At 45.8% G+C, this 15,786-nt stretch carries 13 protein-coding genes; 10 read left to right on the top strand and 3 right to left on the bottom strand.

Going from position 1 to position 15,786, the window contains the following annotated elements; translation table 11 throughout:
- The first annotated feature begins 102 nt into the window (after nucleotides 1-102).
- From B5M13_RS16150 to B5M13_RS16125, 6 genes are all read left to right on the top strand, one after another.
- Complete coding sequence (locus B5M13_RS16150; protein ID WP_080056648.1) at nucleotides 103-1,398, top strand: acetylxylan esterase; 1,296 nt, start codon at nucleotides 103-105, stop codon at nucleotides 1,396-1,398.
- A gap of 89 nt (nucleotides 1,399-1,487) precedes the next feature.
- Nucleotides 1,488-2,420 carry a D-2-hydroxyacid dehydrogenase gene (locus tag B5M13_RS16145; RefSeq protein WP_080056647.1) on the top strand — a complete coding sequence of 311 codons (933 nt, stop codon included), beginning with the start codon at nucleotides 1,488-1,490 and terminating at the stop codon, nucleotides 2,418-2,420.
- Nucleotides 2,421-2,446: 26 nt separating this feature from the next.
- Nucleotides 2,447-3,856 (top strand): enolase C-terminal domain-like protein, encoded by a 1,410-nt coding sequence (locus B5M13_RS16140; protein WP_080056646.1) that lies wholly within the window; start codon nucleotides 2,447-2,449, stop codon nucleotides 3,854-3,856.
- 244 nt (nucleotides 3,857-4,100) lie between these two features.
- Entirely contained in the window at nucleotides 4,101-6,818 is a 2,718-nt protein-coding gene (locus B5M13_RS16135) for a DNA gyrase/topoisomerase IV subunit A (protein ID WP_080056645.1), read from the top strand.
- 61 nt (nucleotides 6,819-6,879) lie between these two features.
- On the top strand, nucleotides 6,880-7,248 hold the full coding sequence (locus B5M13_RS16130) for a VOC family protein (RefSeq protein WP_080056644.1): 369 nt from the start codon (nucleotides 6,880-6,882) through the stop codon (nucleotides 7,246-7,248).
- Entirely contained in the window at nucleotides 7,249-7,953 is a 705-nt protein-coding gene (locus B5M13_RS16125; RefSeq protein WP_179950450.1) for a SanA/YdcF family protein, read from the top strand.
- Between the two features lie 92 nt (nucleotides 7,954-8,045).
- Here B5M13_RS16125 and B5M13_RS16120 read toward each other — a convergent pair whose 3' ends face one another.
- Nucleotides 8,046-8,261, bottom strand: a complete 216-nt coding sequence (locus tag B5M13_RS16120) for a hypothetical protein (protein WP_080056643.1) — start codon at nucleotides 8,259-8,261, stop codon at nucleotides 8,046-8,048.
- A 59-nt stretch (nucleotides 8,262-8,320) separates the two neighbouring features.
- A complete protein-coding gene (locus tag B5M13_RS16115; RefSeq protein WP_080056642.1) occupies nucleotides 8,321-8,881 on the bottom strand; it encodes an RNA polymerase sigma factor in 561 nt (186 codons plus the stop codon).
- A 620-nt stretch (nucleotides 8,882-9,501) separates the two neighbouring features.
- Between B5M13_RS16115 and B5M13_RS16110 the strand changes: the two genes are divergently transcribed.
- The 3 genes from B5M13_RS16110 to B5M13_RS16100 all read left to right on the top strand — a co-directional run bounded on the left by B5M13_RS16110 (nucleotide 9,502) and on the right by B5M13_RS16100 (nucleotide 13,367).
- Entirely contained in the window at nucleotides 9,502-10,215 is a 714-nt protein-coding gene (locus B5M13_RS16110) for a LytR/AlgR family response regulator transcription factor (RefSeq protein ID WP_080056641.1), read from the top strand.
- Between the two features lie 79 nt (nucleotides 10,216-10,294).
- Nucleotides 10,295-12,187, top strand: coding sequence for a sensor histidine kinase (locus B5M13_RS16105; RefSeq protein ID WP_080056640.1), 1,893 nt, complete (start codon nucleotides 10,295-10,297; stop codon nucleotides 12,185-12,187).
- A gap of 586 nt (nucleotides 12,188-12,773) precedes the next feature.
- Nucleotides 12,774-13,367, top strand: coding sequence for a CAP domain-containing protein (locus B5M13_RS16100; protein WP_080056639.1), 594 nt, complete (start codon nucleotides 12,774-12,776; stop codon nucleotides 13,365-13,367).
- 43 nt (nucleotides 13,368-13,410) lie between these two features.
- Here the strand turns inward: B5M13_RS16100 and B5M13_RS16095 are convergent, their stop codons facing one another.
- Nucleotides 13,411-14,901 (bottom strand): capsule assembly Wzi family protein, encoded by a 1,491-nt coding sequence (locus B5M13_RS16095; RefSeq protein WP_080056638.1) that lies wholly within the window; start codon nucleotides 14,899-14,901, stop codon nucleotides 13,411-13,413.
- A gap of 243 nt (nucleotides 14,902-15,144) precedes the next feature.
- Here B5M13_RS16095 and B5M13_RS16090 point away from each other — a divergent pair, with 243 nt between their 5' ends.
- Nucleotides 15,145-15,717 (top strand): DinB family protein, encoded by a 573-nt coding sequence (locus B5M13_RS16090; protein WP_080056637.1) that lies wholly within the window; start codon nucleotides 15,145-15,147, stop codon nucleotides 15,715-15,717.
- Nucleotides 15,718-15,786 lie beyond the last annotated feature (69 nt).

Below are 15,786 nucleotides of genomic sequence, written 5' to 3'. Positions count from 1 at the left end.
CTGCTTTACCGATTACGATAGTCGTCTTCAGAGGGCTTACCTTTAGCCCCTCTTCAACTTCACCCGAAACCGATACCGTAAACCGTATTCCTGCTTTTGTACATGAAAAAACTGCTTCTTCCTGGCTTACTCCTGATTTGGTTTACCAACGTGTTGGCGCAGCCCTCCGAGCGCGTTGTTAAAGTACTGATTACTCCCGATCATGCCAACTGGCTGTATAAAATTGGCGAACCTGTAAAATTCAATGTATCCGTTTATCGGAATAATGTTCTACTTAAAGGTGTCAAGCTTCGCTATGAGATCGGGCCGGAAAAGATGGAGCCGACAAAAAAGGAAACCCTGACCTTAAAAGACGGAACGTTGGCCCTGGATGGCGGTTCGATGAAAACAGCTGGGTTTCTGCGCTGTATCGCAACGGCTGAAGTAGATGGCAAAGAGTATAAAGGGCTGACGACAGCAGGAGTTGAGCCGCAGACAATCAAGCCAACGGTCGATAATCCGGCTGATTTTAAAGCGTTCTGGGATAATGCCAAAGCCGATCTGGCTAAAATTCCAATGGATGCCCGGATGACCCTATTGCCGGAACGCTGTACCGAGCTGACCAATGTGTATCATGTCAGCCTTCAGAATATCAACAGCTCGCGGTTCTATGGAATTCTATGCGTGCCGAAAAAAGAAGGAAAGTATCCCGCCATTCTGCGTGTCCCCGGTGCTGGTGTTCGCCCGTACAACGGTATGATCGCAGAAGCGGATAAAGGATTTATTACGCTCGAAGTTGGTATACACGGGATTCCGGTTACAATGGATCCTAACGTTTACGTAGATCTTGCGCGTGGGGCATTGAATGGGTATCAGGCAGCTAATCTTGATGACCGCGATCGGTATTACTACAAACGAGTGTATTTGGGGTGTGTTCGTACGGTTGATTTCCTGACGAGTTTGCCTCAGTATGATGGACTGAACCTGGGCGTCACGGGAGGTAGTCAGGGTGGTGCCTTGTCGATCGTAACCGCCGGGCTCGACTCGCGGGTGAAATGGTTAGGGGCTTATTACCCAGCACTTTGCGATGTAACGGGCTACCTGCATGGACGGGCAGGCGGATGGCCGCACTTATTTGCAGGTAATGAACTGGCTTACAATAACAAGCCCGATCGGATCAAAACAACGGGTTATTACGATGTTGTTAATTTTGCCAGGCTCGTGACTATTCCCGGTCGGTATGCCTGGGGATTTAATGATGAAACCTGTCCGCCTACGTCCATGTATGCGGCTTATAATGTCATTACCGGCCCTAAAACCCTGGATACGGACTTCCTTGACACAGGTCATTGGACATACCCGGAAGAAACCGAGAAAATGATGAACTGGTTAATGGCCCAACTAAAAGGATGGAAATAGGTTCCTTGATCCTGAAGGTAGTTCATCGCTTTTCAGTTAGATAATGGGGCAATCGCAACTAATCAACCTGGATTTGCGTAAATATACGTATGCAACTATTCGTTAATACTAACCTTGATAATCGGTTAAAAGCTGAACTTCAGCAGCAGCTTCCCCCGGATATTACAGCCATTTTTCGCCATGATGTGCCACAGGAGGAGCAGAAACAGGCTTTTCAGACGGCCGATTTTATCCTGGGTAACCCGCCCGCAGCCTGGTTTGCCGAACCTCTCCCTAATATGAAGTTCTGGCAACTGGACTCGGCTGGATTCGATGGCTATAAACATGTTCAACTGAATGCCGCTGTCGCGAATATGGGCGATTACTTTGCCTGGCCCTGCGCTGAAACGATGCTGGCTGGGATATTGGCCATATACCGTTGTATTCCTGAATTGGCAGTGCTTCAGAGCTGCTCGGAATGGGTCGGTACGCCGATTCGGGAACGGACAGGTTTACTACGCCATAAGCAGGTGGTAATTTTAGGCACGGGTACCATTGGGCAGGCCATGCGGCAAATGTTGTCGGGTTTTGCCTGTAGCATACAAATGCTGGCTCGTACGGATCCACACGCAGATCTGCATTCGGCAGATGATCTTAAAGCCGTTTTGCCACAAACGGATATAGTCATTAACTGCCTGCCGGGTACAGCCGCCGGCTTTTTTTCGGCCGATCTCATTCAGGCAATGAAGCCTGGGAGTATGTACGCCAATGTGGGTCGGGGAAGCACAACCGATGAAGCCGCTCTGATCGATGCGTTACAATCAAGACGGCTGGGGAGTGCTGTACTGGACGTGACGGCTCAGGAACCCCTTTCTGGCGATAGCCCGCTCTGGACAATGCCAAACGTATTACTGACACAGCATACGGGTGGTGGTCAACCGGATGAAGATGCTGGGAAAGTAGACCAATTTTTGAAGAACCTAACCCGGTTTCGGGCGGGGGAAGCGCTCGAAAATGCCGTAGACTTAGCCCGTGGGTATTGAGCCGACGGCATAATGTGATAAGGCGAATGAATGAACACTGCCAAACCGAAAACCTGACTCGCCGGGAATTCATTCGCTCTGCCGGGTTTGTCATGGCCCTGGGCGCTACCAATTCGGTGGGGTTTCCCCAATTAGTGAATCTGCCTAAACAGTCGACGATCATCCGGATCAGGCAGGTGGATTCAAATTTTGAGCGGGAGCCACTCAATCCGTATCGATTCAAGGGAAGTGCCATCACGGAAAGCTGGCAGGTAGCCTCATTACTGGAAAGTGAGTCGGGTATTCGTAAAGTCGGGCTGTGTACGCAAGGGGTGCTCTGGTCCGATGCAAAGGTGTTTGCAAACCATTCCGAACGGGTAGGTAATGCACTCATGTATGCTATCAGCGATCGGGCCCTGCAAATGCTGAAAGGGAATACGTTTACGGACCCCGTTACTTTGCTGGATAATCTCTTTCCAGAGGTTTATGCGTATGCTAAAACCATTACCCGAAACCCAGACTTACGGAAAACCTTTGCGCTCAACGCACTCGTTAGTGTTGATAATGCAGCCTGGCTTCTGTATGCTCACGAAAACGGCCTGACGCGTTTCGATGACATCATTCCTGCTCCCTACAGATCGGGCCTGTCCTATCACCATGAGAAAGTGGCCAGTATTCCATCGTTCAGCGTGGGAGCTACCGTAGAGAGCATCAAAAAAGCTGCTGATGAAGGGTATTTTATCTTAAAGCTAAAAACCGGTGCTGCTGGTACCCAGGCCGACATGCTGGAAAAAGACCTGGCTTTTCTGACGGCAGTGCACAAAGCCATTGGGCATTATGAAACGCCTTATACCCAAAGTGGTAAGATTCCCTATTACTTTGATGCCAACGGGCGGTATGAGAAGAAAGAGACGTTGCTCCGCTTTCTGGACCATGCACATAAAATTGGGGCATTCGACCAGATTGCGGTTATTGAAGAACCATTTGATGAGCGAAATGAGGAATTTGTAGGTGATCTGGGGGTACGTATTGCCGCCGATGAGAGTGCTCATACCGTTGACGATGCCGCTATACGTATTCAACAGGGCTATTCGGCAATTGCCGTTAAAGCTATTGCCAAGACCCTGAGTATGACGATGAAAATCGCTCAACTCGCCTTTGAAAAAAAGGTGCCCTGCTTTTGCGCCGACCTGACTGTAAATCCCATTCTGGTCGATTGGAATAAAAATGTAGCTGCCCGGTTAGCACCTTTTCCGGGTATGGCCATCGGCTTGCAGGAAACGAATGGGCATCAGTATTTTAAAAACTGGGACAAATTGATGGCCTATCACCCTAAAGCCGGGGCCACCTGGACTCGAACCCAGCGAGGAGTATATCCGACCGATGCTTCCTTTTATGCCGAAAGCGGGGGCATATTTTTGCCATCTCCCCATTACGATGGTCTGTTTCCTGCTTGACCGAACAGCTTGTATAGACCGATTTTCGAGCTTGGACTGGTTAGCTGGTTAGCCGTGTGACTAATCATTCATGGTCGGGATTCGTTTCCTGAAGTGATAAGGTTAAGCCGTTAGAAAATAATCGTTTTACGCAGCCAGAAGCCATTTTTTGAGAAAAAATTCGTATATTTAAGGAATCGAATACAACACCAATTGAACCCAATATCCACCTGTTTATTGGCTGGAACAATTCTCCATCATGTCAATGATAAATGAAGAAAGTGAAGGATTAATGGACGATGATTCACAAGGACCCGATGCGGAAGCAAGAGCTGATGGCATTGAGTTGACAGAACCCATTGAACCGGAAAACCAACCTACTACTCCCTCCAGTGATGTTCTGCACGACCAGACGGTGGTGTCAGGGCTGTATGAATCTTATTTCCTCGAATACGCATCCTACGTTATCCTCGAACGGGCTGTTCCGGCGGTTGAAGATGGGTTGAAACCCGTTCAGCGTCGGATTCTGCACGCCCTGAAGGAAATGGATGATGGCCGATTCAATAAAGTGGCCAATGTGATCGGGCAAACCATGCAGTATCACCCTCATGGTGATGCCTCCATTGGCGAAGCGCTTGTCAATATTGGGCAAAAAGAACTCCTGTTTGATACGCAAGGGAGCTGGGGCGATGTTCGCACGGGCGATGGCGCTGCTGCCCCCCGGTATATTGAAGTGCGGCTCTCAAAGTTTGCCCTGGATACCATTTATAACGATAAAACTACCGAGTGGCAGTTGTCGTACGATGGTCGCAAACGAGAGCCGGTAACCTTACCCGTTAAATTCCCCCTACTGCTGGCACAAGGGGTTGAAGGGATTGCCGTAGGGCTTTCGACCAAAATTCTCCCACATAACTTCAATGAACTGGTTGAAGCATCTATTCAGATTCTGAAAGATAAACCGGTGTCGCTCTTTCCTGATTTCCAAACGGGAGGCCTCATCGACGTGAGCAACTACAACGATGGTCAGCGTGGGGGCAAGGTTCGGGTTCGGGCGCGTATCGAAGAACTGGATAAGAAAACACTCGCTATTCGGGATGTGCCCTTCGGCGTGACCACATCGCAGCTTATCGACTCGATTGTTAAAGCTGCTGAATTGGGTAAAATCCGAATAAAGGCACCGAGTCGGAATGTGGCGGCTGTGGTTGATAATACGGCTAGAGACGTTGAAATTCTGGTTCATCTGCAACCCGGTGTATCGCCCGATGTAACGATTGATGCCTTGTATGCCTTTACCGATTGCGAGGTGTCGATTTCGCCGAATGCCTGTGTGATCATTGGCGAGAAACCGCATTTCGTTAATGTAACCGACATCTTACGGGTCAATACGCATCAGACTGTACAGTTGCTGCAACGGGAACTGGAAATTCGGCGTAGTGAGCTGATGGAACGGTTGCTGTATAGTTCGCTCGAAAAGATCTTTATCGAAAACCGGATTTACCGCAAAATCGAGGAGTGCGAAACGTTTGAGGCCGTTCTACAAACGATTGATAAAGCCTTAAAACCCTTTAAGAAACAGTTCTACCGGGAAATAACCGAAGACGACCTCATTCGGCTTACGGAAATTAAGATCAAGCGTATTTCCAAATACGATGGTTTCAAAGCCGATGAACTGATGCGTCGGCTAGAACAGGAACTGGCCGAAACAGAAGATAATCTGGCGAATATTACCCGGTATGCTATTGTTTATTACAAAGAGTTGCAGAAGAAGTACGGGAAAGGCCGTGAGCGCCGGACCGAAATCCGCAGTTTCAACACGATAGCAGCCAGTGTGGTGGCGGCTGCCAACCAGAAACTGTATGTAGATCGTGAAGGTGGATTTATAGGCTATGGGCTCAAGAAGGATGAGTATGTCAGCGACTGTTCCGATATCGACGATATTATTGTATTCCGTCGGGATGGGAAGTGCCTGGTGACGAAAGTGCAGGATAAGGTGTTTGTTGGAAAGGATATTGTATATGTATCCGTCTTCAAAAAGGCTGACGAACGTAAGATTTACAATATCGCCTATCTGGATGGGAAGTCGGGCATTACCATGGTGAAACGATTCCCGGTGACGGGTGTTACCCGCGATCGGGAATATGACCTGACGATGGGTAATCCAAAGTCGAAGATGACCTATTTTAGTGCAAACGACAATGGCGAAGCTGAGGTGATCACGATCAATCTGACCGCGCAGAGTTCGGCGAAGGTGAAACAGTTTGATTTTGACTTTGCCTCACTTTCGATAAAAAATCGCTCAGCACAGGGAAATATATTGACGAAATATCCAGTCCGAAAGATTACCCAGAAAACGGGTGGTGTTTCGACCCTGGGTGGCGTTGATATCTGGTACGACGATCACCTCGGACGGCTCAACCGCGATGAACGGGGGCGACTACTGGGGAATTTTGATGCCAAAGACAGTATTCTGGTGGTTTATAAAGATGGCCAGTACGAACTCACGACGTTTGATCTGACTAATCGATACGAGCCTTCCGATATTGCTGTGCTCATGAAATTTGATCCGGAAACCGTGCTGTCGGCTGTGTATTTTGAAGCAAATCAAAAATCCTGGTATGTGAAGCGATTTAAGGTGGAAACAACTTCGGTCGACAAGAAATTCAGTTTTATCGGTGATGTTAAAGGGTCGAAGCTCCTGGCTGTCAGCACAGATCGTTATCCACGAATCGAAATCATACATCAGGTGAAAGAGCGGGGGCCTCAGGAAAAAATGGTACTTGAGCCCGAAGGTTTTATCGATGTTCGCGGCTGGAAGGCGTTAGGGAATAAGCTGCCGTTTGCAAAAGTGAAAGAGGTAAAATTGCTGGCTCCTAAAATTGTAAAAGAAGTGGTAAAGGCATCTGTCCAGATATCTGAGGAGTCGACGGCTGAGCCCGCAATTGTTGAAGAGAAAGAGCCCGTGCAGTTGGGTTTGTTTTCCTGATTATGGTTTTGAGGACTTAACGAACGATTCGAAACCGTAATGCTGTAATTAAAAGCTGATTATGATGGGTGCAAACGTATTGGGATTGCGGACAGTAATTTATGCCGCGCCGAACCTGACAGAGACGAAAGAGTGGTATACGAACGTTTTGGGGATTGCTCCCTATTTCGATGAGCCCTTTTACGTAGGCTTTACTGTAGGCGGATACGAACTCGGACTCGATCCCAATCTGCAACCAGGCCCAGTAGGTGCTCTGGCCTACTGGGGTGTTTCGGCTATAGAGCACAGCATACAGCACTGGATTAGTTTGGGCGCAACCCTGAAGGCCGATATTCAGGATGTAGGGGAAGGTATTAAAGTAGCCTCTGTATGCGATCCGTTTGGTAATGTGGTTGGACTAATTGAAAATCCACATTTTAAATTACCCTAAATGAATACGACCTTGGCTACAACCTACAGCGATGAGTTTCCGCATGAAGCGGTGGGCGTCCGTGTAGTAAAGCGGGTCGTAAAGGGTATTATTGCCAGTGCTTTTTTAGGCGCTATGGTCGTTCTGGTTTGCAACTGGTGGGTGGTTTATAATACCCGTAATCAGGTGTATTTTAACATTAATGAACTACCAGCCAACGATTATGGACTCGTGCTCGGCACCAGTAAATTTGTTCGTTCGGGCAAAGAAAATCTATTCTTTCGCTATCGCATGGAAGCCACTGCACGGCTTTGGAAAGAAGGGAAAGTGAAATACCTCATTCTGAGTGGCAACAACGATTCGGAATATTATAACGAACCGGCCGATATGAAGCGGGCGCTGATTCGTCTGGGTGTTCCCCCATCGGCTATGCTTCCCGACTATGCTGGTTACCGAACATTCGATTCGGTTGTACGTTGTAAAGATTTTTTTAAGCAGCAGAAAATCACGATCATTTCTCAGAACTTTCATAATGCTCGGGCACTGTACATTGGTAATCATGAAGGTATGGAAGCCATCGCTTTTGCTGCCCAGGATGTACCGGATGGTTATTCACTTCGTACGCTAGTTCGGGAATACCTGGCTCGTCCTTATGCGCTGCTCGATATTTACGTGATCCGGCCACAACCCGAAAAAGGAAATTCCGAACGAAAACGGAATTCATAAGTATGGTTTTACTGTACGCTATACAGCTTGATAGGTAAGGTTTAGAAAGAGCAGAAGTCCACCAGAACTGTATAGCGTACGTCATTGATGAATTAATGCCCGTTGGCAAAATAGAGCCGCAATACCTCGTCTGTGACCCGGAAATTCATAAGCCGATTTAAATTGTAGGGCGAGTCGCCTACCTGAATATACTCATGACCTAGCACCCATTGACCGCTTTGGCCGTGCAGCTTTGAGTCATGAAAACGATATACCTGGATCTGTTTAATGTTCTGTTTTGTAAGTAGATTCTGAAGTTGGTCTTTCATTTTATGAGTTGCAAAAGAGGAAATTAAGTAAAATAAAACAAGTAGGACCGATTTTGAATTTACTCCGAATAATACTGTCCCTGTGCGTGTCTGTATAGCTGTCGGGCCCGATCTCTGGCCCGTTGCAGGCGCATCTTTACCGAGCCAATCGTTGAACGTTGATCAATCGCAATTGTTTCCACCGATACGCCATCGCAATATTTAGTACATAGTAAATCACGCTGGTGATCGGGTAATAGAGACATCACATGTTCCATCAGCATTGAGGCAGCGAAAGATGCGTCCTGATTATTAATTAAATGGGTATCATAGTCACGTAAATAGTGTTGTTTCATAGTCCTGTTGCGTTGCTCTCTTCGAAGCTGAAGAGCACAATAATTGGTGGTTACTGCCCAGAGCCAGGTGGTAAATGAAGATTTTTCGCTAAAACTATCCAGTTTATAGATTAACCGGATAAAAATCTCCTGAGTCAGATCATTGGCCTCATCGGGATCTTTGCAGTAAGACATACAAGTGCGATAAACCCAGGCCCGGTGCCGGCAATAAAGATGAGCCAGGCATTGATTGTCTTTATTCTGTACATACTGCATGACGAGTGTTCGGTCGGATAAGCGTTTCATATATGGGTTATTTAGTAATGCAAAAGGAAATCGAACCAGGCCTGCAAGCACAACCTGTGTAAAACCAGAAATAGGCGGACTTTTATATGGATGCACCCGGCAAAAGGTAAAGCAGGGCTACACAATGTCTCCTGAATTGACCGATAGGTAAATTACATAGAGGGAGTCTCTTTCAGGTCATTACTTTTAGCCATTATTCGGAACATGTATTAGATACATCCGCATGCACCAGAATAGCTTGTCAGAACGAGCAAGACAGTACTATAACCTTATGGCCATTCGGGACAGGCAACAGTTTACATTTGTTGAGTTAAGCCTGAAAAGATTAGTGTTATTCTAATAACGTTAATTTATACCTTTAGGTAGGTATTCTTAATCCTTTGTACTGATACCAAAAATAATTCAGTATAGTTTCAGCCCAAAAACGAAATTCGAAAAGTCTATTAAAAGGGTTGATTTGTGGATGAACGCGCTGTAAATGTCCATGAAAAGAGAGTTGATTAAGCTATTTTTAGTTTATAAGGGCAAATGATAAGGGGAGAGAGAGCGTAAATAGTTAATTTGTAGACTATAGTTCCTTATTAGGTTCGTTATTTGGAATAATGACATCATAACGATTTATGAAAATAAACACACTGGTGGTCGATGATGATGCCATCTGGAAAAAGGTCATCACCAAATTTGTTCAGATGAATCCATTGTTGGAGCTGGTAGGTGTATGTAGTTCAGCGATAGAAGCCTATGCCAAACTGGCACAGGTTGAAGTGGATGTACTCATCTGCGATATTGAACTGCCTGATATGTCGGGTTTATCGTTAATCCGAAGTTTGCCACGGCCTCCCCTTGTAATTTTTGTTACATCGTACCGACATTATGCACTGGACTGTTATGAGGTGTCGCCGGTCGATTTTCTTCTTAAGCCGCTGGAACTGGACCGATTCTTACAAAGCATTGAAAAAGTACGACAACGATTGCTCGTTGCCCCGGAAACGTCAACGATAGCTCCCTACTTTTTTGTACGCGAAGCGTTGAATTATGTTCAGATTGCGTATGACGATGTACTGTATATGAAAGCTCAGGAGAATTTTCTACAAATCGTGACGTCTACTCAAACGTTCTTGCCGATTCTGTCGATCACTAAAATGGAAGAACAGCTCAAAGGTGACGTATTTTTGCGTGTGCATCGCTCATACCTGGTTCATCGGGGAGCAATCGCATCAATAGGTAAAAATGAACTGACCCTACGGGATGGGCAGGTCATTCCGATTGGCGATCAATATAGAGCACAGCTTAATCGAAAGCATATTGAGGGGCGTTTAATCAGCCGCGGATAAGGGGGATGAGGTTTGAATTATGCGTTTAATCAATTATTGATCAGGAGCCGATGGCCTGAATACCCAAACTGAACTTGCTATGCCTTATTTCTTTGGGACCATGGCCCTGTTTATCGGGTTAATTTCTGGTTCGGTATGTGGACAGAGCAAAATCCCATTCCTGAAAGAACAACTTGTTACGGCAACGATGGATACGGCCCGAAGCCGTATCTACTACGAACTGGGTGGACAATATCCTGACATAGCCGTTGATTCTAGCCTATACTTTCTGAACCGTTCATTAATCAGCGGCAAGATGGCGGACAACTCCTTCCTGATTGCTCAGGCCCTCTGGAAGCTTGGCTTCGTGCAGATGTATTATGAGCGGAACGATGCGAAAGCCATCTCTCTTTTTTATCAGAGCATTGCCATTGCCCAAAAGCATAACGATTATCTGAATCTGGCTCGTTGCTATATGTATCTGGCTATGGTAGCTTATCACCAGCGTACAGGTAACTGGACTGATTTGCTGGCTAAAGCAGAAGTATATGCCAAACTGGCGCACAACTGGCAGGTATTGTCGGATGTGTATGCAATGAGTTCCAATATTTATGCCTACAATGGTCAGCATCAACAGGCAAGCGAAACCATCCGTCAGGCTATGTTGTCCAGTAAGCCCGGAACGGGGCATTGGTTTTCTTTCGCACTGGATTATGCGGAGTCTCTGGTTGCCATAGGCAAAACGGCTGAAGCAACAGCAGTATATCGTAAACTGTCGGCAATAAAGAGCCAATTGAGTCGCGATCAAAGCGATTTTGTGCATTACAATGATCTGGCCCGGCTCGAAATAGGCTTGAAAAACTATGCCCAGGCTGAACGATTACTGCAGTCTATGGTCATGGATGAAAGGGCTAGAGTCAAACCTGATTCGTTCCACCTGTTCATTATGACGCGTACATTACGGCAGCTTTATAAAGAACAGCGAAACTATAAAAAGGCTTTCCAGATGGCCAATGAACTGGCTGATTTACGGGTTTGGAAAAGCAATAAAGAACAAACTATTGACAGTCGGCTTAAAATGACCCAGTTGCGGGCAGCTCTAGACCTAGAAAAGAAAGAACGACAGATCGCCCAGCTCAAAGCCCGTGAGCAACAGAATCAGGTATACTTAACGGGGGCTTTATTGGTGGCAGCGATGCTCGTCAGTTTCGTTGTTGTTCTGCAACGGGCTAAACGCCGTATTGAGCGCCAAAGCACGGAGCTGATGCAACTTAATCACACGAAAGATAAACTATTCGCCATTTTGTCTCATGATCTACATTCGCCTGTAGCGAGCCTGAAAAATCTGCTGGGACTTACAAACTGGGGCGAATTAAGCCAGCGTGAATTTGCTGAAGCAACCCAAATACTGAATAAACAGGTTAGTACGTTACTGACAGTGCTCGAAAACCTGCTAAACTGGGCGATGTCGCAGATGGGGGGGATTTACCCCCGGTTCAATGCAATCAATCTTTTTCCAGTGGTAGATGAACAGATTTCCCTGCTACGGCCGATAGCTGAGACTAAAGGGATCAATTTGGTCAATGCCTTGCCTTCAGACATACCTCTAACGGCTGATGCTAACCAACTAGGCGTTGTATTTAGAAATCTTTTGCAAAACGCACTCAAGTTTACGCATACAGGTGGTCAAATTGAGGTACGTTGTTCATATGAACCTACCAGATACATGATCTATGTTAAGGATACAGGTATTGGTATACCTCAGGCCTTACTCGATCAGTTGTTTCGGGCAGGCTCGGCAACCAGTCGGCCTGGAACAACTGGTGAGAAGGGGGCGGGACTGGGGTTAGTAATTGTAAATGAACTGGTGGAAGCCAACCGGGGAAGTCTGAGCGTTTCTAGTAAAGAAGGAACCGGAACTACATTTACAATTATACTTCCCCGACCCAGCTACATTACTAAGTCATTGCAATCAGAATATATATATAACTAGATCTGGGTATTTAATGGTCAGCTTAGTAATTGTGAAACCTCGTCATTTATAACGGATACTTGAAAAATAATTTTACTCCATTCGATCGGTCGATGAGCTGCCTTTGACTGCCTGAGGGTAATCAATTGTGTTACATACAATTTTAGAATGCTATTCGGCGCGAGTTTGGTCAGCTTATTCATACGCTGCCTGTCTCATTCTGCTTCGTAATCTATTCATGATCTGGGCATTGCTTTTTCGAATAGAATCATAATCGTGTTTGCCTCAGTATACCTTCCAGAGGGCGATCAATCGTTCTGCTTCCAATCCCAATATAGGTTGTATAGGACTGTTAGTTTCATCTAAGGTCTGAGATGGACTATCGATACATACTTGCCAAATCATGGCATTTTTTATATTTTATAGTAACTCACTATAATATCTATAGTTAGTAAACTAGACTTTTTTGAGGCATAATTGCAATTTTTATTGTTACCGTAATTTGATTTTAGAAAAACAAATTTTATAATTAAGTCGTTTTTGTTTAGTAGTATATATTATAAGTTTTTATTTTAATTCTGTTAACTAACCTTTAATTGTTGTTGATATGAAACCGGTCTATTGTTATTGGTTTTTGGCCCTGATGTGGTTACTAGTAGCCTGTCAAACGGAGCAGGAAAAGACGAGTATGCCTAGCCCAGTTATGTCGTCAGTACATAAAGAAGGGGGTATTGGTCAACCTGAGTCTGAATCCTCAGCCTATTCGGGAGCACGCGATGCTACAATGGCTTTACAGCAGGAAGTATTGATTTATGTTAATGAGGCACGTTCGCAGACATGCCTTTGCGGAACTACTGTTTATCCGCCCGTTCCGGCGCTTACGCTCAACTCCCGGCTAAATGGAGCTGCCGATAAGTATGCGGTCGATATGGCTACGTATAATTATTTCAGTCATACCGGGCGGGACGGATCGCAGCCCTGGGATCGCATGACTCGCGAAGGTTACATATGGACTTCAGCAGGTGAGAATATAGCGGCTGGTTATCCAACCGCTCGATCCGTAGTCGACGCCTGGCTAAGTTCTCCGGGGCATTGCCAGAATATAATGAACCCGTACTTCCAAAACCTTGGGGTTGGGTATGCCTATAATGCAAGCAGTACCTATAAACATTACTGGGTTAACGATTTTGGGCGAAGGTAGAGAAGAAGGTGGGGTAGGCGTAATCGGACTGTGCCTACCCCGCCTATTTATGCTTGCTCTGCCCTTCTTTTCGAATGCCAACATAGAAGCCAACGCTGTTATCGTACAAATCCCCTATATCGGTTGCCACCGAAGCATTAGCTGTAACCCCATTCAGAATATAAAGTGGAGACGATACAGACAGTACAGACGAGAACTGTTTGACTAGCTTTGGAAAAGGAGATTCATACGTGCCCAGATTTTCGCTATAAGAGGCTTTTAGTTGAAATTTAAAAAAATCAAGAACTTGCCCCGACACGCCTATATGCATTACAGCTACACGGTTATTGTTCGTAAAACCATAGCGGGGTAAATCACTGCGGCTGTCGGGTGTAGGGGTAATAAATGGCGTGCCCATCGTTAAACCATACCGCGACCAGCCATCCTGATACTGTGAGTGATTGAAATAATTATCCCGGCCCCGTTGGGCGGCATTCTCTAAAAACAAGGCTCCTCCCTGGCTCTGCGTGTATAGATATTCGAACAGAAGGTCTTGAATCTGAAGCCCATTCGGATTGTGAGGACGCCGATTTCGGATGCGAAGTCCATTCAGTCCATCCTGAACATTGGTTAAGTAAAAGAGCGAGCCATCTTCATAAATATTCTGTCGATAGGCGAACAGAGAAAACGAACTGCCAATATATTCAAATCCAACATCGACCGTGCCCAGATGGTTACCAATTCGGTTTTCATGATCAAAACTACTAACGCGAGTTGTATCAATATCGGTTCGGTTCCCTAAGGGGAGAGCCAACACCATGTTGACGTAATCGTTGAATTGATTAGGCAATTGATTGTTTTTGATGACAGATGTACCGGGTAACCGTTCAGTATTACCTCCCCACATAACTTCATGATTAATACCGGCATACAACTTTAATCGCCAGTTTGGTTTTCCCAATCGGGCATATAAGGCTTTCTGATGGAGCATCGAGTTATTAATAAACCGATCTTGTTCAAACCAGCCGTGTGCATAAAAGCCCTTAAAACTAATTAGTCCCTTACGCGGTATATAGTCGGGAATGGCAAACTGTATTTTTAACATAGGTAATGCATTTCCCGACCAGGCATATGAGCCTGAACTTAATGTAGAGTCGACCAGCCCAACGATTTCGCGCCGACGACCCGCCCATAATTCCATGCTACGCCCAAACTTTAGTTTTAAGTAGGCTTCTGGAATAAGTAATTTGTAATTATAGCCTGCATTTAGGACGGCTTCGGCTCCCCAGCCCCAATCAACCCGACGGTTTACTGAGCGGAGACTATCCAGTTTACTTTTTGGAGAATCATGATAATCGACCCGTAAACTTTGTCGGATGGTCATGATAGCATGCTCGCTGGGTACAATTCCATATTGGTTCGCTCGAAGCCAGAACGGGGTTTGGCCGGAGGTCGAAAAATAGCTGCCTACTTCAGTTCGGTAACGGAGTGGTTTAATCGTCTGGCCATAGCAGATCGAAGTACCCAGCAGCCAGAGAAAAAGCCAACGGTTCATACACGAGCGTATTGTAAACAGAACGTTTATAATCTTTGAGTCTGTTCAGTTCGTAATTAGTCACATTTTTTATTTGGCAGAGGACGGAAAAAATGTATACATAAAATATGCCATATGAAACGTTAGATCAGTTATAAACCCGATCGGGTATCGAAACAAGACAATATCAGCCATTTCAATGCTTTTTTTCGGAACGACATAAATAAAGGCTTACCTTTGTAGTTTGATAACGATTAGTAAAATATGGTTCCAAACGACGAACTGATTCGCATCATTGACCTGCTGAATACCACCTATGAAGGGGAAGAAGCTTGGCATGGGCCATCAGTTGTAGAGGTGTTACGGGGAGTTACACCGGATATGGCCGGGCGCCGAATCGCTCCAAATACACATAGTATTGCCGAACTCGTTTTTCACATGACCAGTTGGCGCATATTTTGTGTCAAAAAGATGCAGGGTGATGCAACGTTCGATATTACAACCCCCGATAAAAACTTTGGGGCATTGCCTGACAAAATAGATGATTTCGAGTGGGAGGCCCTCGAAATGGAACTGAGTCTTAGCCAGGAAGAGCTTATTAACGAGCTGGATAAACGAGACGACGATGAGTTTCTGGAGGATATAGTGCCCGGCCGTGATTATACGTACTACGATATGCTGCACGGTATTATCAATCATGATCTTTACCACACCGGGCAGATTATGATTTTGCGTAAAGCGTTGACTTTCAAAGGTGCCGGCACGCAGTTTGATGATGATGTCGATGAATACGGTTCATCGTTCGACAACAGCCACGAACACGACGATTATTACTGATATTAATTTAGACTGCGTGAATGATCGAATGGACAATAAGCTCCCAATAGCATTCACGTAGTCTGTCAT

Source organism: Spirosoma aerolatum (genome assembly GCF_002056795.1).
Taxonomy (GTDB): Bacteria; Bacteroidota; Bacteroidia; order Cytophagales; family Spirosomataceae; genus Spirosoma; species Spirosoma aerolatum.
This window is presented reverse-complemented; position numbering and strand designations above follow the sequence as displayed.